At 50.2% G+C, this 18,915-nt stretch carries 23 protein-coding genes; 6 read left to right on the top strand and 17 right to left on the bottom strand.

The window, feature by feature from the left end; genetic code table 11:
• The first annotated feature begins 40 nt into the window (after positions 1–40).
• Positions 41–490: a hypothetical protein gene (locus QOY30_RS09265; protein WP_283744327.1), complete on the top strand. Its 450-nt coding sequence runs from the start codon at positions 41–43 to the stop codon at positions 488–490.
• Positions 491–1,361: 871 nt separating this feature from the next.
• Positions 1,362–1,700: a hypothetical protein gene (locus QOY30_RS09270; RefSeq protein ID WP_283744328.1), complete on the top strand. Its 339-nt coding sequence runs from the start codon at positions 1,362–1,364 to the stop codon at positions 1,698–1,700.
• A 142-nt stretch (positions 1,701–1,842) separates the two neighbouring features.
• Here the strand turns inward: QOY30_RS09270 and QOY30_RS09275 are convergent, their stop codons facing one another.
• The 15 genes from QOY30_RS09275 to QOY30_RS09340 form a co-directional block, all read right to left on the bottom strand.
• Positions 1,843–2,175 (bottom strand): lipocalin-like domain-containing protein, encoded by a 333-nt coding sequence (locus QOY30_RS09275; RefSeq protein WP_283744329.1) that lies wholly within the window; start codon positions 2,173–2,175, stop codon positions 1,843–1,845.
• Positions 2,176–2,560: 385 nt separating this feature from the next.
• On the bottom strand, positions 2,561–3,232 hold the full coding sequence (locus tag QOY30_RS09280) for a peroxiredoxin (RefSeq protein WP_283744330.1): 672 nt from the start codon (positions 3,230–3,232) through the stop codon (positions 2,561–2,563).
• A gap of 325 nt (positions 3,233–3,557) precedes the next feature.
• Complete coding sequence (locus QOY30_RS18125) at positions 3,558–3,734, bottom strand: DUF2905 family protein (protein WP_502958686.1); 177 nt, start codon at positions 3,732–3,734, stop codon at positions 3,558–3,560.
• A gap of 143 nt (positions 3,735–3,877) precedes the next feature.
• Positions 3,878–4,246, bottom strand: a complete 369-nt coding sequence (locus QOY30_RS09285; protein ID WP_283744331.1) for an SdrD B-like domain-containing protein — start codon at positions 4,244–4,246, stop codon at positions 3,878–3,880.
• A gap of 394 nt (positions 4,247–4,640) precedes the next feature.
• Positions 4,641–4,958 (bottom strand): Rieske (2Fe-2S) protein, encoded by a 318-nt coding sequence (locus QOY30_RS09290; protein WP_283744332.1) that lies wholly within the window; start codon positions 4,956–4,958, stop codon positions 4,641–4,643.
• A 15-nt stretch (positions 4,959–4,973) separates the two neighbouring features.
• Positions 4,974–5,330 (bottom strand): SUF system Fe-S cluster assembly protein, encoded by a 357-nt coding sequence (locus tag QOY30_RS09295; RefSeq protein ID WP_283744333.1) that lies wholly within the window; start codon positions 5,328–5,330, stop codon positions 4,974–4,976.
• 22 nt (positions 5,331–5,352) lie between these two features.
• Entirely contained in the window at positions 5,353–5,793 is a 441-nt protein-coding gene (gene sufU / locus QOY30_RS09300; RefSeq protein ID WP_283744334.1) for a Fe-S cluster assembly sulfur transfer protein SufU, read from the bottom strand.
• Complete coding sequence (locus tag QOY30_RS09305) at positions 5,790–7,043, bottom strand: cysteine desulfurase (RefSeq protein ID WP_283744335.1); 1,254 nt, start codon at positions 7,041–7,043, stop codon at positions 5,790–5,792. Before QOY30_RS09305 ends, sufU begins: the two co-directional genes overlap by 4 nt.
• Positions 7,040–8,368 (bottom strand): Fe-S cluster assembly protein SufD, encoded by a 1,329-nt coding sequence (gene sufD, locus QOY30_RS09310; RefSeq protein ID WP_283744336.1) that lies wholly within the window; start codon positions 8,366–8,368, stop codon positions 7,040–7,042. Before sufD ends, QOY30_RS09305 begins: the two co-directional genes overlap by 4 nt.
• Before the next feature lie 10 nt (positions 8,369–8,378).
• Positions 8,379–9,143 (bottom strand): Fe-S cluster assembly ATPase SufC, encoded by a 765-nt coding sequence (gene sufC, locus QOY30_RS09315; protein WP_283744337.1) that lies wholly within the window; start codon positions 9,141–9,143, stop codon positions 8,379–8,381.
• Positions 9,144–9,161: 18 nt separating this feature from the next.
• The gene (sufB, locus tag QOY30_RS09320; RefSeq protein ID WP_283744338.1) at positions 9,162–10,610 is read right to left on the bottom strand and encodes a Fe-S cluster assembly protein SufB; all 1,449 of its coding nucleotides are present in this window, start codon (positions 10,608–10,610) and stop codon (positions 9,162–9,164) included.
• A gap of 111 nt (positions 10,611–10,721) precedes the next feature.
• Entirely contained in the window at positions 10,722–10,901 is a 180-nt protein-coding gene (locus QOY30_RS09325) for a hypothetical protein (protein ID WP_283744339.1), read from the bottom strand.
• Between the two features lie 296 nt (positions 10,902–11,197).
• A complete protein-coding gene (locus QOY30_RS09330; protein WP_283744340.1) occupies positions 11,198–11,593 on the bottom strand; it encodes a hypothetical protein in 396 nt (131 codons plus the stop codon).
• A gap of 196 nt (positions 11,594–11,789) precedes the next feature.
• The gene (gene fumC, locus QOY30_RS09335) at positions 11,790–13,193 is read right to left on the bottom strand and encodes a class II fumarate hydratase (RefSeq protein WP_283744341.1); all 1,404 of its coding nucleotides are present in this window, start codon (positions 13,191–13,193) and stop codon (positions 11,790–11,792) included.
• Positions 13,194–13,331: 138 nt separating this feature from the next.
• The gene (locus tag QOY30_RS09340) at positions 13,332–13,904 is read right to left on the bottom strand and encodes a DUF3341 domain-containing protein (protein ID WP_283744342.1); all 573 of its coding nucleotides are present in this window, start codon (positions 13,902–13,904) and stop codon (positions 13,332–13,334) included.
• A 305-nt stretch (positions 13,905–14,209) separates the two neighbouring features.
• Here QOY30_RS09340 and QOY30_RS09345 point away from each other — a divergent pair, with 305 nt between their 5' ends.
• A complete protein-coding gene (locus QOY30_RS09345) occupies positions 14,210–14,356 on the top strand; it encodes a hypothetical protein (protein ID WP_283744343.1) in 147 nt (48 codons plus the stop codon).
• Between the two features lie 51 nt (positions 14,357–14,407).
• On the opposite strand, the gene QOY30_RS09350 is transcribed toward QOY30_RS09345, so the two are convergent.
• The gene (locus QOY30_RS09350; protein WP_502958687.1) at positions 14,408–14,587 is read right to left on the bottom strand and encodes a hypothetical protein; all 180 of its coding nucleotides are present in this window, start codon (positions 14,585–14,587) and stop codon (positions 14,408–14,410) included.
• Positions 14,584–14,853: a transcriptional regulator gene (locus tag QOY30_RS09355; RefSeq protein ID WP_283744344.1), complete on the bottom strand. Its 270-nt coding sequence runs from the start codon at positions 14,851–14,853 to the stop codon at positions 14,584–14,586. Before QOY30_RS09355 ends, QOY30_RS09350 begins: the two co-directional genes overlap by 4 nt.
• A gap of 238 nt (positions 14,854–15,091) precedes the next feature.
• Between QOY30_RS09355 and QOY30_RS09360 the strand changes: the two genes are divergently transcribed.
• Genes QOY30_RS09360 through QOY30_RS09370 form a run of 3 tightly spaced genes read left to right on the top strand, consistent with a single transcriptional unit; the run spans position 15,092 to position 18,276 of the window.
• Positions 15,092–16,303: a type III polyketide synthase gene (locus QOY30_RS09360; protein ID WP_283744345.1), complete on the top strand. Its 1,212-nt coding sequence runs from the start codon at positions 15,092–15,094 to the stop codon at positions 16,301–16,303.
• 24 nt (positions 16,304–16,327) lie between these two features.
• A complete protein-coding gene (locus tag QOY30_RS09365) occupies positions 16,328–17,041 on the top strand; it encodes a class I SAM-dependent methyltransferase (RefSeq protein ID WP_283744346.1) in 714 nt (237 codons plus the stop codon).
• On the top strand, positions 17,038–18,276 hold the full coding sequence (locus QOY30_RS09370; RefSeq protein WP_283744347.1) for an NAD(P)/FAD-dependent oxidoreductase: 1,239 nt from the start codon (positions 17,038–17,040) through the stop codon (positions 18,274–18,276). Before QOY30_RS09365 ends, QOY30_RS09370 begins: the two co-directional genes overlap by 4 nt.
• The last annotated feature ends 639 nt before the right edge of the window (positions 18,277–18,915 follow it).

An 18,915-nucleotide genomic window follows, 5' to 3' on the forward strand; every position in this document is an offset into this window, starting at 1 on the left:
ACTTATCCCCACGGTAGCTAAGACATCGATAGGAGAGCATATGTTCCGGCTCATTTTCAGTCCCAATCTAATACAAAAGGCCATGCAAGTAGGCTTTTGGTTTGTTATTTTTAGCTTGGCGGTTACTGCAACTACCGCACAATCCAAGGAAGGTTCATTTGCACTCAAGAAGCGTATGTTATCAAATAAGTTTCTAAGTTCCGGCACTCACGGGCTACCTTCTTACCTGCTCAATACGCATGCTTTACTTAACAGCACGAAGGATGGCGCACCTAGCGGGGCGACATTCGGCAGCGCACCGCAGCATGTCTCCGTCGCCGAATCGAAAAAAGATGACTGGTCAATAAGCTTTCAAAAGCAATTGCCTTCCAACAATGACTGCTCTCACTTGTCGTCTCTCCTGTGTTTCGATTCGAAAGACGAAGGACCATACAACAAACTTCAACACGACTCATATTGGCTTGTATTGCGTAAATCATTCCACTTTTGAAAGCACTTCGCTAATTTGAACCTTTCTGTATATGAATTGATCCAGACATGGGCATATGAAGCCATTCTGCAATAGTCACATGAAATTTAAGTAGGACAAATTATGGGTCAAGAACGATTTATGATTCTATCTTTAGTTGTCGTCGCGCTTTTGTTTTTGGTTTGGCAGGCAGTGTAGATTTGCTGAGCAATCTTGGTATCTCAGAGCCGAAACAACCAGCTCATGACACAAATTAGACGACACGCATCTATGTCCTTTCCTGGCCCAGACTGTGTAAAACGTACGAAAGTGTACACGTAGAATCCGCTGATGCGTTAATGGAAGTATCCTGTATTTGCAGGAGCGCACATGAAGCGGAGAAGATCGAACCCAGGCAACGATGTTTCCTGCTTCTTTCGTCTGTCTTGAACCAAGGCTCCTTCCCTCCACCGGCATTACCCGACTTCGGCAGTACTACGAGCCTCTCCGTGACCCCAAGGCGTCCGGCCTCTCCCTCGCGGGCGTCCGGTTGGTCATCCTTGCACCACGCCATGGGGTTTCCCGTGTTGCGACGCTTTCCTTGTGTGCATGCTGTCGCCATTACCCCGGCACAGCAACGGGCGATGTTCTTCGCTCAATGCTCCACCCACTGAAAAAGCACCACCTTTGCACGGCGCACGCCTTCAACGGACAGTCACGACTGACCGTCCTGCATTCAATAAGTGGGACACAATTTGCTACAAGCCCGATACAAATCTCTATGGAGAAACTGTATTCCAATTGGCAGTTGGTTCGTTAATGGTCTTGTCGCGAGTTATTAGCGATATCCATTAGGATTCATTAACACAGCTAGTTAATTTGCAACTACCGATATAACTATAGGAGAAATTTCATGAACTGCACAACACGTAGCACCCTTTTTCTTGCATCCAGCCTGTTGCTTGCTGGTATGACTATTAACGCCTTTGCGGCTGAAGGACAATTTGACAAGGATCACCCTCGTCGGGCAGAAGTGAACCAACGCTTAGAGAATCAAGATAAGCGCATTCAAAATGAAGTCAAAGAAGGCAAAATGTCAAAGGGTGAGGCGGCCAAACTGCATAAGGAAGATCGCCACATGCGCAAGGAAGAACGCGCGATGGCAGCTAAAGATGGCGGTCACATAACGAAGAAAGAGCAAGAGAAGCTGAACCATCAGGAAAATGAAGTCAGCAAACAGATCGGCAAATAGTACAGTGTCCCAGAATGAGCAGAGTCTCGAATTTAGAGATTCTGCTTTTTTCATGGAATGATTGTAGATGTCCGCTGCCAATAAAGGAAGATCGCGAGTGTCCTCCAATTTGAAGTTTTCAGGGGCTCTTTATAAATCGCTACTATTTTTTCTGGCGTTCAAAAGCGAGGATGCTGTGCATCGCCCTGTTGCCGAAATTAGGGTTGGACTGTGACATAGTGACTACGTACAGTTGGTCCCCGTCAATTTTGTAAGTTCGCAATTGATCCGTGCCGACCCATGCCTCGTTCCAGGCTGTATCGACTGTGGTGATAAACTTGTCACCCTCGATTCGATAATTTCCAGTGTAGGCGAACATGGAACGAAGTGCAGCACTACGCTCTTCGTCGGTCTGCGGTACCTTGCGCCCTTCGCCGGTCAGCAAGAAGAAGGCGCGGCCTGTGGCAGTGAATATCCCATACCTATGGCTACACAAAACTTAGATAGTTTGCCCCAGGCTGATATTTAGATTCAGAATCAACCGGTACCTCAAGTCGCTGAAATAAATAAGATGCTTTTGCCAAAGCAGATAAATTGAAAGCACGATCTGCATCGGCAAGGGGATGGACACTGGAATATCCTATCGATGCAAAAAAAACTACGTCGGCAAGTATCAAAATAATTAGTGATCCGCGGAGCATCTCCTGCTAGCAGTAGCTTGTGGCGCGAGAAAAGAAAACAACGAGGGGCTCAAAGAATATTTTGAGCGCCCTCCGGCATCATTGAGTCGAAAGCAATTCTTGACGAACCATCTTGGTCACTCCCGGTGGCAGGCGGTAATCTGCCGCTCGATGCTATTTGATGTCCAAGCCAAAGCTCCATTAGCGAGTATGAGAGTGAGGCTGCTTTACCATGCGCAGATACGGCTTGATTGTTTTCCAACCCTCTTTGAACATTCCCTTCGCCTCGTCATCGGAGACCGAGGACGAGATGATAACCTCATCGCCGCTCTTCCAGTTGACAGGCGTAGCAACCTTGAACTCTGCCGTGAGCTGCATCGAATCCAGGACACGCAGGATCTCGTCGAAGTTGCGACCTGTCGTCATCGGGTAAGTAAGCATCAATTTGATTCTCTTGTCGGGGCCGATAACAAACACCGCGCGCACCGTTGCATTCGCGGCCGGAGTCCGGCCTTCCGCCGTTCCCGATTCGATCGCGGGCAGCATGTCGTAAAGTTTTGCCACTGCCAGATTGGTGTCGCCGATCATCGGATAATTAACGGCATAGCCTTGCGTCTCTTCGATATCCTTCGCCCATTTGGCGTGGTTGGCCACGGGATCTACGCTTAAGCCGATAATCTTGCAGTTGCGTTTCTTGAACTCCGGCTCCAGCTTTGCCATGTAGCCCAACTCCGTGGTGCAGACGGGCGTAAAGTCTTTGGGGTGAGAAAACAGAATCGCCCATCCATTTCCAATCCAGTCGTGAAAATTGATCGGGCCCTTGGTAGTCTCCGCGTTGAAATCCGGAACTGTATCATTTATTCGTAGTGACATAATTAACTCTCCTCAGTATGAAAAAACCAATTTGAATCGCCGTATGCCGAACAATTGCCGATACCGCCGTTGAAAACATTGGATGTGCGTCTTGGGGAATTCCTGATGCATTCTGGAATTTCGAAGCGAAGGCGGTTCGTTCTTGACTGAGTGTCCAGCTTCGAACAGCCTGATCTGTTTACATGCTACAACGACATGGTTACCAACACTCGGTATACCGTGTTAAAGACTACTCCTCGGTGCAAGAAAGTCAATTTCCCGTTTTTTGCAAGTGGCTATACATCGAGTGCAGATATATCAAACGTCTGATTCGTTTTCTGAAAATTCATAAATTCAGCGACAGCACCAGCGAAACAATGATGCTGGTAGTTATCGGAAAATAGAAACCGATCCCTTGCGCCCGACAACTATGTTGCCTGGAAGATGACCGATGCCCAGCTTCGACAGCCAAGGTCAAGCCACGCCGAGCAGGACGAGGATAGCACGGACTATAACGAGCCACTTTGCCATAGAAGTTGCCGTCCTTTGAAATACTAAACTACCACCATCTCAAATCCGCCACACAGATCCGGTATTAACGCCACCCCGGGTGATCGTCATATCGCTGCCTCCAAACCTGCTCACCTTACCGAAAATGCTGTGGCGCTAAGGAGCTTCAGTAAAGTTAACATTAGAATAACTATTGACATTCACGGTTACGGATGTGCTTGGCGGGGTAAATGTATATCCCATTAAGGTTGGTGTAACCGTGTAGGACCCATTCGCAAGGCCGGTGAAGATATAGTATCCGCCAGCAGCCGTGATACTGCTCATTGTCGCCGCTCCGCTCAGGTTGATCATCACGCCACTGTGATTAGTTGACCCACCACTGACCGTGCCAGAAATATTGTAACCGCCGACAGGGGATCCACCCATGCCGCCGCCGCCATAACCACCACCATAACCGCCGCCACCACCACATGCAGCAACAGCGATACCGAAAAGTATTCCCAACAGCAATTTAATTGTTCTCATGGTAATTTCCCTCCATTAATCGGACTGCACTACGCTCGCAGCATCGATCTGCAGACTGAGTTGAGGAGTGCAGCGTTTGATGAAACCGACACAGACCACCTGACTCATCCACAATGGACAAGACTTACACTTGCTTTGTTCGACATCAGAGGGAGAAAATCACTCTCTATGTCATTGACGCAAATTTTTGCGAATACAAAAACCTCATCGAACCGGTATCCAAGGTATATCAGCAATGCCGAGTTCTATCGATTTGCCTGGAATGGATTAACATGCCCAATGCACCGCAGCGATGATTACAATCACGGCAAATGACAACGCTGCCACCAATGAAGACAATGGCTGGAATGTTCCCATTGTTGCGGGGAGCATGAACGAGCCATGAAAAGACTTATCATGTTCGGTCAATCTCCACTTGAACCTTGCCTTGTGAGATTCGCACAGGAAATGTGATCAAGTCTTCATAAGCAGGTGGTCCCAGCACAGTACCAGTCCTAATTGAAAATCGCGCCCCATGTCGCGGACATATGATCACCTCACCATCCAGTTCACCGTTGGACAACACTCCTCCATCATGGGGACACTCGTCCTTGATGGCAAAGTATTCGCCGCCGAGATTGAATACTGCGACATTGATCCCCTCCACATCGACCACGCGACGTGTACTCAGTGTCAACTCATCGATATTTGAGACATCCAGCCAGTTGCTCACCGCGTCCACCTTGGATCACATCAAACCGAGTTGCAATCGTGTTGCCTCCGACATACGTTCACGACCCCACGGTGGCTCCCAGACGAGCTCCACCGTCACGTCGCTGACACCGTCCACCAGCCACAGCGCGTTCTGCACGATATCCGGAAATCCGTCCGCAACCGGGCAGTTGGGCGCGGTCAGTGTCATGCGCACATGCACCTCGCCCGTTGCCTGCACATCCAATTCATAGATCAAGCCGAGATCATATATGTTCACTGGAATTTCCGGATCGAAGATCGTGCGCAGTTTCTCGACGACACGCGCCTCAAGTGTCTTCGGGTCTATTGTCTTTTCTTGCAAATGTTCGTTCAATTTTTCGAAATCAATCATGAACTACCCCTTGTAATTCAATTCACTCCGTCGTCACCGGTTTGTCGATATTTTCGAGTGCAGCTTTCAGAGTGTGCCAAGCCAGCGTTGCGCACTTGACCCGTTCCGGGAATTCATGGACGCCTGCCAAGACTTCCAGCTTTCCTGAATCTCCAGTTGTGGTGCCGCCCGTCACCATATTGTGAATCGTTTCCAGCAACTGTAATGCCTCATCCTCGCGTTTGCCTTTGATGCTTTCCGTCATCAGCGAGGCGGATGCAGTTGCGATGGCACAGCCAATACCTTCAAAACGGACGTTTCGAATTACGCCATCCTCCACTTTTAAATAGAGCTTCACCCTGTCACCACACAGCGGATTGAAGCCTTCGGCCATGCGATTACTGTCGGCCAGTCGCCCGGAGTTGCGCGGCTTACGATAATGGTCGAGGATAGTCTCCTGATATAGTTCGCGTAGATCGGTCATCTCTTGAACAATTCCTTTGTCTTACAGATCGCTGCAACCAGCACATCCACTTCTTGCCTGGTGTTATACAGGGCAAACGAAGCACGCGCCGTGGCCGGCACACCGAATCTTTCCATCAGCGGCATCGTGCAATGATGGCCAGTGCGGATAGCCACGCCCTCGCGATCCAGTATCGTGCCGATGTCATGAGGATGCACTCCATCCAACACGAACGAAAGAATGCCGGTTTTTTCGGGCGCATTGCCGATTATGCGCAGCCCAGGAATATTGTTCACCAACTGCGTTGCGTAAGACAGTAAAGCTTGTTCGTGCGAGACAAGTGCCTCAAATCCGATACTGCTCACATAATCAACCGCCGCTCCCAGACCAATGACACCGGCAATGTTGGGCGTTCCGGCTTCGAACTTGTACGGCAATGTGTTGTAGGAAGTCTCCTCAAACCTGACGGAGCGAATCATGTCGCCTCCACCTTGATACGGGGGCATGGCATTGAGCAAGGCTGCCTTGCCATAAAGCACACCGACCCCGGTAGGGCCGTATAGTTTGTGCCCGGAAAATGCATAGAAATCGCAATCCAATTCCTGCACATCCACCGGCAGATGAGCGACAGCCTGCGCACCGTCCAGCAGTACTGGCACACTACGGTTATGGGCAAGGGCAATGATGGACTTGACCGGGTTGATCGTACCCAGCGCATTGGAGACATGCGTCACTGCCACAAATCGAGTACGTTCATTCAGCAACGCCTCAAAGGCGTCCATCTTCAGCTCTCCGATATCGTTTACCGGGATTACGCGCAGCCTGGCACCTGTTTGCTGGCACAACATCTGCCATGGAACAATATTGGAGTGGTGCTCCATTTGGCTCAGAATGATCTCGTCGTCAGCCAGCAGATGGCTGCGTCCGTAGCTATGGGCGACCAGATTGATGGCCTCGGTAGTGCCGCGCACGAAAATGATTTCATCTGGGCTGGCAGCGTTGATCAGATGCTGAACCTTTGCCCGCGCCCCTTCATAAGCGTCAGTAGCAAGCTGGCTAAGAGAATGGATGCCGCGATGCACGTTGGCGTTGTAATGGCCGTAATAATCGTTCTCGGTCTGTATTGCCGCCAGTGGCTTCTGTGTAGTGGCCGCGTTATCCAGGTAAACCAGCGGCTTACCGTGGATATTGGATTTCAGAATCGGAAAGTCCGTGCGCCAGAATCGCGCCTGCAGATCATCGGGATGGCTATGCAACTCGGCCAGTTTCATAACAACTCCTTGATCTGTTCACCTAACGGTAAACGATCCAGCACTAGATGCTCGATTCGTGCGCGCATATCCGTCATTTCGACCCGCCCAATGATATCGTTGGCAAAACCGTAAATCAGTAAGGAGCGCGCCGATTCTGCATCAATCCCTCGCGAGCGAAGGTAGAACAGACTGTCATCATCCAATTGGCCAACCGTCGCACCATGTGTACATTTCACGTCATCGGCAAATATTTCCAATTGCGGCTTGGTATCCACCTCGGCTTGCCGAGACAGCAGAAGATTGCGGTTAGATTGGTGTGCATCCGTTTTGACGGCATTGGGATGAACGACCACTTTGCCATTGAAGACACCGTGCGACTCGCCATCCAGAATGCCCCGGTAATATTCCCGGCTGATGCCCGAAGGGGCGAAATGATCGATGCGGGTATGATGATCCACATGTTGCTTGCCCTCCAGCATGTACAAGCCGTTGAGAGCGCACTGGCATTCCGGCTCATTCAGATCGGATGTGGTGTCATTGCGTACAAGTCGTCCGCCAAGCACGAATGAATTTGAAACAAATCGGCTGCTAGTTGCCTGATTCACGTGAGTACCGGCAACATGAAAAGCATCTTTGCCTTCCTGTACCAATTTGCAGTGTTGCAATTCGGCACGAGCCCCGAGGTTGATCTGAGTCACGGCATTAGTGAAATTGTGTGAGTCCTGCATACCGAAATATTGCTCAATGACCGTAGCTCGAGCCCCCTCAGCGGCAATTATGATATTTCTCGGGTAGATTGCTGCACCGTGTCCACTCGCGACAAACAGCAGATAAAGTGGCTTTTCCAACTCTGTCCCGGGAGCCAGTTTTAGCACTGCCCCATCGGTAGCAAACGCATTGTTAAGCGCAGCAAAGATAGTGTGTTCATGCTGCCGGTCAAAGAACGCTTCTGACAAATCGGGGGACATGTCCAACAAGTCTGCCAGACTTTCCAAGCGCACTCCTGTTGGTAGTTCACCTATGTTAGACAGTTCGTCGGAATAATGTCCATTCACGAATACCATCAGATGTATTTTTTCTTGAGACAATGTCCATGCAAGTAGTGCAGCTTCAGATGGTGGATCAGGGGGAATATAGTCAGGTGCCAGGGTCTCGCGTTTGCCGATCGACGCAACATCGGTATATTTCCACTCCTCTTCTCGCCGGGTGGGAAAGCCATGTGCCACAAAACGTTCAAACGCGGACTGGCGTGCCATGGTTATCCACGGCACGCCAAAACCAGCCAAATGCTGCGGCACGTTTTCCAGCGCCATATTTTCCCAGGATTCAAGTTGAGCATTCATTTCAAACTCGCTAAGCCACTTTACGTGTTTTGTATAGATCTTCGACCCATCCGTAACCATGCTTCTCCAATTCCAGCGCCAGTTCTGCACCGCCGGATTTCACGATGCGACCTTGTGACAGCACGTGTACGACATCCGGGACGATAAAATTCAGCAGGCGCTGGTAATGAGTGACCAGCACGATGGCACGCTCCGGGGTGCGCATCCCATTCACGCCGTCTGCAACCAGCTTAAGCGCGTCAATATCCAGACCCGAATCTGTTTCATCCAGAATTGCCAGCTTCGGCTCCAAAACGGCCATTTGCAAAATTTCATTGCGTTTCTTCTCACCACCGGAAAACCCTTCGTTGACAGCACGAGGCAGCAGCAACTGATCCATTCCCAGCAATTTCATTTTGTCGCGTATCCAATAGAGGAAATCCATCGCGTCGAGTTCAGGCAATCCGTGATGTTTGCGTATGCTGTTAAGGGCTGTTTTGAGGAACAGCGCATTGCTCACGCCGGGAATTTCTACCGGGTACTGGAAAGCCAGGAATACACCTTCGCGCGCTCTTTCTTCGGGCGACATGGCCAATAAATCCCGCTCCAGATAACGCACCGTACCCGCAGTCACTTGATAACCTTCGCGCCCGGCCAGCAATTGTGCCAACGTGCTCTTGCCTGAACCATTTGGCCCCATGATTGCATGCACCTCGCCAGCCTGCACATTGAGGTCGATACCGCGCAGAATTTCCTTGCTATTAATACTTGCGTGCAAATTTGTTACGCTGAGCATGTTCTTCTCCTTCAATGGTCAGCCTGTGCTGCCCTCCAGGCTCACGCCAAGCAGCTTTTGTGCTTCCACGGCGAACTCCATCGGCAAATTTTGGAACACCGCCTTGCAGAAACCGCTGACGATCATAGATACCGCATCTTCCGGTGCTATGCCACGTTGTGTGCAGTAGAACAACTGGTCTTCGCCGATACGTGAGGTCGAAGCTTCGTGCTCAACTTTTACGCTGGGATTTTTTACCTCGATATAAGGGAAGGTGTGTGCCCCGCAGCGATCGCCCAGCAACAGTGAATCGCATTGCGTATAGTTGCGTGCGTTTTCTGCTGTCGGCAGCACCTTTATCAGACCGCGGTACGTGTTCTGCCCGTGACCGGCGCTGATACCCTTGGAAAGCACCGTACTCTTGGTATTGCGACCTATGTGAATCATCTTGGTGCCGGTATCGGCCTGCTGGTAATGGTTGGTGAGCGCGACCGAATAGAACTCACCCACCGAGTTGTCGCCGCGCAGAACCACGCTGGGATACTTCCAGGTGATGGCCGAACCCGTTTCGACTTGTGTCCAGGAAATGCGCGAATTGGCACCGCGGCAATCACCACGTTTGGTGACAAAGTTGTAGATGCCACCCTTGCCTTCCTTATCGCCCGGGTACCAGTTCTGCACTGTCGCATACTTGATCTGCGCACCTTCCAGCGCGATCAGTTCCACCACTGCCGCATGCAACTGGTTTTCGTCGCGCATCGGCGCGGTACATCCTTCCAGGTAACTGACGTAAGCATCCTTGTCGGCAATGATCAGGGTGCGCTCGAACTGTCCGGTGTTTTTTGCATTGATGCGGAAATATGTGGACAACTCCATCGGGCAGCGCACGCCCGGCGGGATGTAACAGAACGAACCGTCGCTGAACACGGACGAATTAAGCGTAGCGAAAAAGTTGTCTGTATAAGGCACCACGGAGCCGAGGTATTGCTTTACCAGATCGGGGTGCTTTTGCAGCGCTTCAGAGAACGAACAGAAGATGATGCCGAGTTCGGCCAGCTTATCCTTGAAAGTGGTGGCCACCGAGACGCTGTCGAACACAGCATCCACGGCCACACCTGCCAGCATTTCCTGCTCTTTGAGCGGGATGCCCAGTTTCTCGTAGGTACGCAGTAGCTCGGGGTCTAAATCCGTCAGACTGCGCGGACCATCCTTCTCCGATTTCGGTGCGGAGTAATAACTGATACTTTGGTAGTCGATGACCGGATGGTGGATGTTCGCCCATTGCGGTTCGGTCTTGGTCAGCCAGTAGCGATAGGCTTTCAAGCGCCATTCCAGCATGAATTCCGGCTCGTTCTTGCGTGCGGAAATCATGCGAACGATATCCTCACTCAAGCCACGCGGTACCGTATCGGTTTCCAGTGTCGTGGAAAAACCGTGCCGGTATTCGCGGCCTATCAGTTCATCTAATTGTCTGGTTGCTGTAGGCACATTGACCACTCCAACCCAATATACTTACCCCCTGTAGACGTTCCAATCCAATAAGTTGTTTCTCATTTATTTTCGTTACGGTACTCTAAGCAAAGTGAAGTTCAATATATTTCAAGAAATCTCTTGATCGTCTTCTGAAGGTAATGTCGTAAGTGCCAGTTCAAGGTTCGAGGCAAGATCGCTAGCATATTTTGCCGCCTCAAATAACCCAAGCGACTCGTAGTATTCAGCCTTCAACCGAAATATATCGACATCGTCCAACAGCATTTCTCTTATCTCGTCTTTGTTCATCTCGTCACTCCTATGTCTGGCTGATATGGGAAGTGATCTACAAGAAACTCACGATTAAATTTGAACTTCAAGCATCCGCGGAAGCTATAGAAAACTATGCTTCTATTATTTCCCCCATACATCGCGGGTGGCCTTCAGTGTGCAGCAAAAAATAAAACGCCCACTATAAAAAGTGACAAAACAATAACGATGAAGGTCGAAACACTGAGCCACATGCTACTCATGACAGTCTCCCTCACAGAAATAACTTTACGAGTACATCCAAGCTGTAAACCGCGAATCATGACACTTGTGCATTACCATTCTCTCGGCAATTGGTATTTTTCAGGCAACAAATCGATGATCTCTCTTTGCACCGAAATGTTGAACTCCTCATAAAGTGCTTCGCCGCATAGCGAAAGTACTTCATCCGTATTGACGGGTACTTTTTCGCCTTGCCACAGCCATTTAACCGGCAGGCATGTTCCCAAATCGCTTTCGGTTGGATAGTTGGACTGCACAATGCCGACCGCTTTGATATGCAGACTAAGTTGAGGAGTGCAGTGTTTGATGAAAACGATGTCTTCGTTTTGGATGGGAGAAGCGACAGCATGCAAGTCTGTCTTGCCATCCGGCGTAAGTGGAAAACACACTACGCTCTTGTCGATGAAACCTTGCGACTTGAGTTCGTCTATACCGAAAAATGCTGCCATATCATCCTCCATTTCTGCAGCAGTTATTATCAAAACTGCCCGGAGTCACTGGCACATGGAACACCTTGATTTTTCTAATTCATCGCTAAGAATCAGCCGCAACCAATCCAAAGCGTAGTACAGAACGATGCATACTTGATAGTCTGAGTGCCGCTGCAGATTACGTGTATTCACTATACATTTCGCAGTGAATTAGTCAAGTATTGCCTTGGCTGGAAGGAGATGTCATGTTGGCAGGTACAACCCACCGGTCATATTCTTCATTTGTGACAAATCCAAGTGAAATAGCAGCCTGCTTGAGCGTGCATGAATCCAGATGGGCGCGTTTTGCAATTTCCGCTGCCCGGTCATAGCCAATATGCGGAACAAGAGCAGTAACCAGCATTAAGGATTGATCCATTAATTCGGCGAGCCGCAGGCGATTGGCTTCGATTCCACGCACGCAATACTGTTCAAAGCTCGTCATACCGTTCGCTAGCAAGCGGAGACTTTGCATAAAATTGTATGCGATGAGTGGTTTATAAACATTCAATTCAAAATTGCCAGATGCGCCACCGATCGTAATCGCCACATCATTGCCGATGACCTGACAACAAAGCATGGTCAAGGCTTCGCATTGCGTAGGGTTAATCTTGCCAGGCATGATCGAACTACCCGGTTCGTTTTCCGGTAACTGAATCTCTCCCAACCCGGAGCGTGGACCTGAAGCCATCCAGCGCACGTCATTGGCTATTTTCATCAAGGCAACGGCGAGCGTCTTGAGTACGCCATGTGCATTGATCAATACATCGTGCGCGGCCAGCGCGGCAAATTTGTTCCGGGCGCTCCTGAACGGCAAGTGCAAACGTTCGGCCAATTCTGCTGCAACGCGCAACCCGAATTCAGGATGGGTATTTAAGCCAGTGCCTACCGCGGTTCCACCAATGGCTAAATCATATACAGGCTCCAAGCTATTCATAATTGCGGATTCAGCATGTTCCAGCTGTGCGACGTATCCGGAAAATTCCTGGCCTAGCGCCAGTGGAGTGGCATCTTGTAAATGAGTGCGTCCAACTTTAAGGATATCTGCGAATTCGTCGGATTTTTTGGTTAGACTTGCGCGTAATGAAATCAACGCGGGAATCAACTTCCGCGTGATTCCGATTGCTACAGCAAGATGCATGGCCGTTGGAAAAATATCATTGGACGATTGTCCGAGATTAACTTCGTCATTGGGATGCACGAGCCTGCCGGTTCCACGTCCTCCCCCCAAAAGTTCGGATGCACGATTAGCCAGGACCTCATTCATATTCATGTTGCTCTGGGTGCCCGAGCCAGATTGCCAGACAGCCAATGGAAATTCTTCCCGATGCAATTTCTCCAGTACTTCATCCGCGGCTTTGATGATGGCTTGGGATTTCTCAGCCTTTAGTAAACCCAAATCACGGTTGACGTGTGCACATGCACGTTTGGCTTCGGCAAGAGCGAGAATAATTTCATCTGGCATACGTTCGGAAGAAATGTGGAAATGAATAAGTGAGCGTTGGGTTTGTGCCCCCCATAGTCTTTCAGCGCTAACTTCGATGTCGCCAAACGAATCGCGCTCTGTTCTATTATTCATGACCGATCCCCAAAACGGTTGGAACTCGTAATACTCAGTTTCCTGAATCCGGAAGTAACAAATCCGTGGATCAAATGCTTCCGCACTGAGCGTCAGATTGAACGTATTCCCGCAATTACTGTGCCGAGCATATCGAAATTATTTTCTTTCAGTTTCTTCTTGGATTTCAAAAGCATGGTGCTCGATGAAAATTGCCTTGAGTGTCCCCAAAGTTTCATTTTCACCCTTCACAAGCACGCCTATCTGCTCTACCGAAACATTGGAACTATATAGCGATGAACGTTTTGCCGGTAGGCCGGCACATATCAGGAATCCCACCACGGTAAAAAATATACCGCCCAATATGAACATTTCATATGTCAACACAAGGTCCGGTGGTATTGGCACGATTGGTTTGCCACCTTTCATCTGTGCGTAGAAGTTGGATTGCGATCCAGCGATCAGCCAGAAACCCAACAAACCGCCCAAGATCGCTCCCACCAATGTAAACCATTGCACGTAGACAGACTTTTCGCCGAGCAATTCCTCCACTTCCGGAAGTTCAATCGGGGATTGGATCATCATGTCATTGACCGTATTGAACCCCTTTAGATCAGTATTGCGAATTTCGATGATCGCCGCTTCGGCATCTTCGACCTTATCAAACAAGGCAAGCAATTGACGTTGGCACATTTGAGAATGAACGGGATACTTTTTTGTGAAAGTTATCATATCAGTTGGTTGTGGTCTTGATTGTGTAACAGCTCAGGCCTTGCAAAGCTGCTACCGTCTACGTGAAACGGAATTCAGACAAATAAACACTTTGCTTGTTCGCTACCAAAACATCCAGTATCTGAACATCACTTGCAATTGTCAGTGGAAATTGTTGTTTGCTGCAGATTGTTGACTCACCTTTGCATTATTCCATTCAAAAATATTAGCGAACGTTGTAGTTTAATGTTGGAAAGTCAGAAAATGGCGTCAGTCTTCGCTGTCCGGCGACGGTTATGCTCGTCGAAATTAACGAGGAGGTAACCATGGAAACCCTCAATGTTTCCCAAACACTTGTCAGCGGAGATTCTGCCTCTGGTATTGCGTCCGCAAGGTCACTCGTTTTTTCCTCGCCGAGTCCGAAGCTGAACTTCTTGACAATTGCAAGCAGCATGATGGCTTTTAAACTGTAAACTATGTCCTAAATGCGTCTCTAGCCGGAAATCTTTTGTTCTGCGCCAAGTTCACAGTTGACACTGTGCGCGTGCACGTTTGACTTCTGCGAGAGCGAATATAATCTCCTCTGGCATCCGTTCAGTTGAAATATCAAAATGCAAGAGTGAACGCTGTGCCTGCGCGCCCCACAAATGATTTGCAGGAACTTCAATGTCGCCAAACGAATCTCTCTCTTTTCTGCTGTTCATGATTGTGTCCATGATCTGCCAAACAATTTTCTTTCGATATCTCTTTCGAATTCTTCAACCCATCTGGTTCCATCTCCGATCGGATATTGTGCTTTAAGATTTGTGGATCTTTGCGTGATTACGACAAAGCCGGTAAGCGCAAAGATTTCATCAGTTTTGGAGTCTGTGGTATCGGTCTCCGCCAACTCAAAGTCTTCCACAGATAGTTTGAATCGCTTCAATACCCTCTGGAAATCATCCTTCTCGTCCTGTTCGATGAGCTTCATCTGATTTTCGACCTTCCTTTATTGATAGATAATCCTGCCACTACTCATATGGAAAGGCAATCGTGAATGTGCAGTATCGAATGCCGCGCACGAACTGCTGCCATTAGCCCTTCTGCATCAGTAAGAACCGTACGAAGCAGCCTGTCACCAAACAGCTTCTTCGCAAATATTCCTTATATGAGGAATCGCATGCAAAACAATACGCGACAATTTCATCAACGAGCCGAGGCATGCAAGAATGATGAGCGGTATGGTAGCCTTTGGGTTCCTAAGCTCCCATAATGGCTTTCCTGCGGCTCTTCGCAGGCTTACCGACTACTTGTTTTACAACAACGTTCGCCGCAGTTGGTCAGCCAAGAGGGTATATGCGCTAATTGCAACGGGAGTCTCGATGTTCATAAATGGATTAGGAACGGCAAACCCGCCGCGCAGCTATAACAAGGTCGAATGTTGGGAAGCTTTCAAGTCCTCCGAATGGTTTAGAAAACTTGACCCGCGGTCGCGCATGATTGCGGAAGCTGTTCTCACTAAAGAAAACGGGATCGAATTCAGATCTCTCGCCGTTGCATCACTGGATGAAGTGTTCAGCATTGACCCCGATACCCTGCACAGACGATTTTTGGACAACGCACCAACACTCGGAGCAGCGGCAGGCGCAGCCGCGCTTAGGGATGCAGGCATCGATGCCGATGCAATTGATGGATTGGTAGTCAGCACCTGCACGGGTTATCTTTGTCCGGGCCTGACCAGTTATATCGTGGAACGACTGGGCCTGCGGGCAGATGTTCAAGCATTTGATCTGGTCGGACAGGGTTGCGCGGCAGCGCTGCCCAATTGGCGCCTCGCCGAAGGATTGCTGTCAACCGACTCCTGCCAGAACGTGTTATCGATCTGTGTGGAAGTAAGCAGTGCTGCGATGTATCTTGATAATGATCCTGGCGTACTGATAAGCGCGTGCCTGTTTGGCGACGGAGCTGGCGCGGCTGTGCTTTCCAAGTACGCAGATCCGCTGCGGCGCAGCATCGAATGGAAAGAGTATGCTTCACTCGTTAATCCGGCTGAACGTAACACTCTGCTGTTCGAAACACGGAATGGAATGCTGCGCAACGTCCTTACACGGGCCGTTCCAAGACTGGCTGCCGAACACGCCGAACAGGTGCTTCACAAAGCATTGAGTGGGGCCGGACTGGTACCTGAAGACATCAGCGCCTGGATCATGCACGCAGGCGGACGCGACGTACTGATCGCATTGCAGAACCGCCTGAAGATCTCCGCTGAAGATCTGCGCTACAGTGCAGACATGCTGCACCGTTATGGCAACATGAGTAGCGCATTTGTCTATTTTGTATTGCAGGAGGCGCTCAATGACAATGCGAAGCCAGGGTGGTGGTGGATGTCATCGTTCGGTGCCGGATTCAGCTGCCACGGTGCCTTGCTTAAAGTGGCGTAACCTGGTGGCGAAGGAGATCCAATCGTGGACTTTAACCTGCTGCGACAAGTTGAGCCGGAACTGCTCGATGTTCTTGCCGCTGATGATCCGCGGGCGCTAAGGTCACGCAAGGATTTGCGGCGCGTTCACCGTGCAATGGCGACATTATCGATCGTACAAAGCGCGCTTGACCGAGGCACTGCAGGATTCATACCGCACACGCTGCTTGAGATCGGTGCTGGCGACGGTTCACTGATGTTGCGCCTGTCCAGGACGCGTGCAGATTGCTGGAGAGGAGTCGACGTTACTTTGCTCGACAGGATGAACCTGGTAGAGACACCGACCCTCGAAGGGATTCACAAGTCAGGCTGGACACCCCGCGTCGTAGCGTTAGATATATTCAACTGGCTGGAACGCCCCATCGACTCGCGCACAGATGTTGTCATCGCCAATCTGTTCATGCATCATTTTTCGTCATACAAGCTTGTGCAAATTCTGGCGGGAATCGAGGCGCGCAGTCGGGTATTCCTCTGCTGCGAACCAAGGCGTTCGGCTCTGTCTCTGCTGGGAAGCCACTGCATTGGTTTGCTAGGTGCGGGTTCGGTTACGCGGCAGGATGCGGTATCGAGCGTGCACGCGGGGTTCCGGGGGCAAGAGTTGTCGGCACTGTGGTCGAACCCGCACAATTGGATATTGCACGAATATCCAGCCGGCTTGTTCAGCCATTGTTTCCTCGCCATACGGAAAGAACATATATGAACATCGGCTACGATGTGATTGTTCTGGGAGGAGGACCGTCAGGCTCTACCGCAGGCGTACTCCTGGCGCTGGCAGGATGGAGGGTTGCCATCGTCGAAAAAGCGGAATTCCCGCGTCGCAAGGTTTGCGGCGAATTCATTTCGGAAACGACATGGCCGTTGCTGAGACACTTGGAAGTTGCCGCCCCCCTGATGGAGATCGCCGGACCAGTCGTGCGTCGCATTGGCATTTATTCTGGCGATGCGATGGTAACTGCCAAACTCGCTTCACAAACCGATAGAATCGAGGACGGCGGCAGAGCAATCGGTCGCGAACACCTTGACTCGCTACTGCTCAAGCGTGCAGCTGAAGCCGGGGCTGAGGTATGGCAGCCTTTTGCACTCACGTCGTTTGTCGAAACCGACAGTGGCTACGTGTGCAGCATCCGCAACAAGCGTTCACGCGAAGAGCGCGCATTAAGTTCCCGACTGATCGTCGCCGCGCATGGCTCTTGGGAGTCAGGCGTAATGCCGACGCAGGACTTCCGCCGCCCGCGGCACGATTCAGATTTGTTTGGATTCAAGGCACATTTTTTCAAAAGTACACTTCCACAAGATTTGATGCCCCTGCTCGCATTTCCGGGCGGATATGGCGGAATGGTTTACAGCGATAGCGGCCGGGTCAGCCTTTCGTGTTGCATACGGCGTGATCGACTTGAAAGTTGTCGACAACAATATTCTCACTTGAATGCCGGATCCGCGGTCCTTGCGCACATCGAGTCATCCTGCATGGGCGTATTACAAGCACTGTCTTCCGCTAGCGTGGACGGAGCATGGCTGTCCTCCGGGCCACTCCGCACGGGCATTCATACCTTTGGTCGTGATGGCATATTCACTGTTGGCAATGCGGCAGCAGAAGCTCACCCCATAGTGGCCGAAGGCATCAGTATGGCCATTCAGTCTGCATTCCTGTTAAGCGAACAATTGAACGCGTGGCGCGTGTGCGGCGATCCGGATCTTTCAAATCAGACATTCGAAAGTATCCGGCATGAATATGAGATCGCCTGGCGCGACAATTTTTCACGGCGCATCAGACTTGCGGCACTATTCGCACATCTATTCATGCGTCCGGTTAGTTCACAGATCGCGACGGGATTGTTGAAGCGCTTCCCGCGACTCTTGACAGAGGGCGCGCGCTGGAGCGGCAAAGCGGAACCGTTTCGTCGTTCGTATCAGGCCGAAGCTGCGCGGTCGTGACAACTGGCACTAACTCATGTCCTTTTCATTCATATTGGAATCAAATGATTAACTGAATATCCGCATGATTGGGTTGGTTGTATTAGCAATCTTATGTAAGAGTTTAGAGGTCGAGGGGAGATGCTAATCCACATCCGCTCTCCCAACCAAGAGGCAAACACAGATAGAGCCCTCCGACCCACACCACTCAGCGTCGATGAGAAGTTCAACTATGGCCAACGATTTGACCGCAAGTTCGCATAAAGTACCAGTACATCGAATCCACTATAGCCATCAAGGGAATAAACGAATACAACAAGAAATGAACTTGTGCAGACATGATCAAGTCGAAGTCATTGTAGCTGGTTGGTTAGGCGACAACGGTGCAGACAGGGTGAAGGCAGTTCAATGGAGGAATGAGATAGTTCGCTCGTGCTGCCGAACGACCGGGTTCTGAACATGAATCTGCTATCGAACATGGAACAATTGAATTCTCGTCCTTGGAATTCGTTAAGTCCAGGAGAGAAGCAGTTGTTGACCTTGAATTTAAGGCGCACCTTGGAAAATATGAAGTTTCGGTCGACCGATATCGATTACGTAGCTAGTCATGTTTGGATAACGCCGGAATTCCTGGCAAAACAAAATGAGTTAATCCGGCTG

The organism is Sideroxydans sp. CL21, assembly GCF_902459525.1.
Classification (GTDB): Bacteria; Pseudomonadota; Gammaproteobacteria; order Burkholderiales; family Gallionellaceae; genus Sideroxyarcus.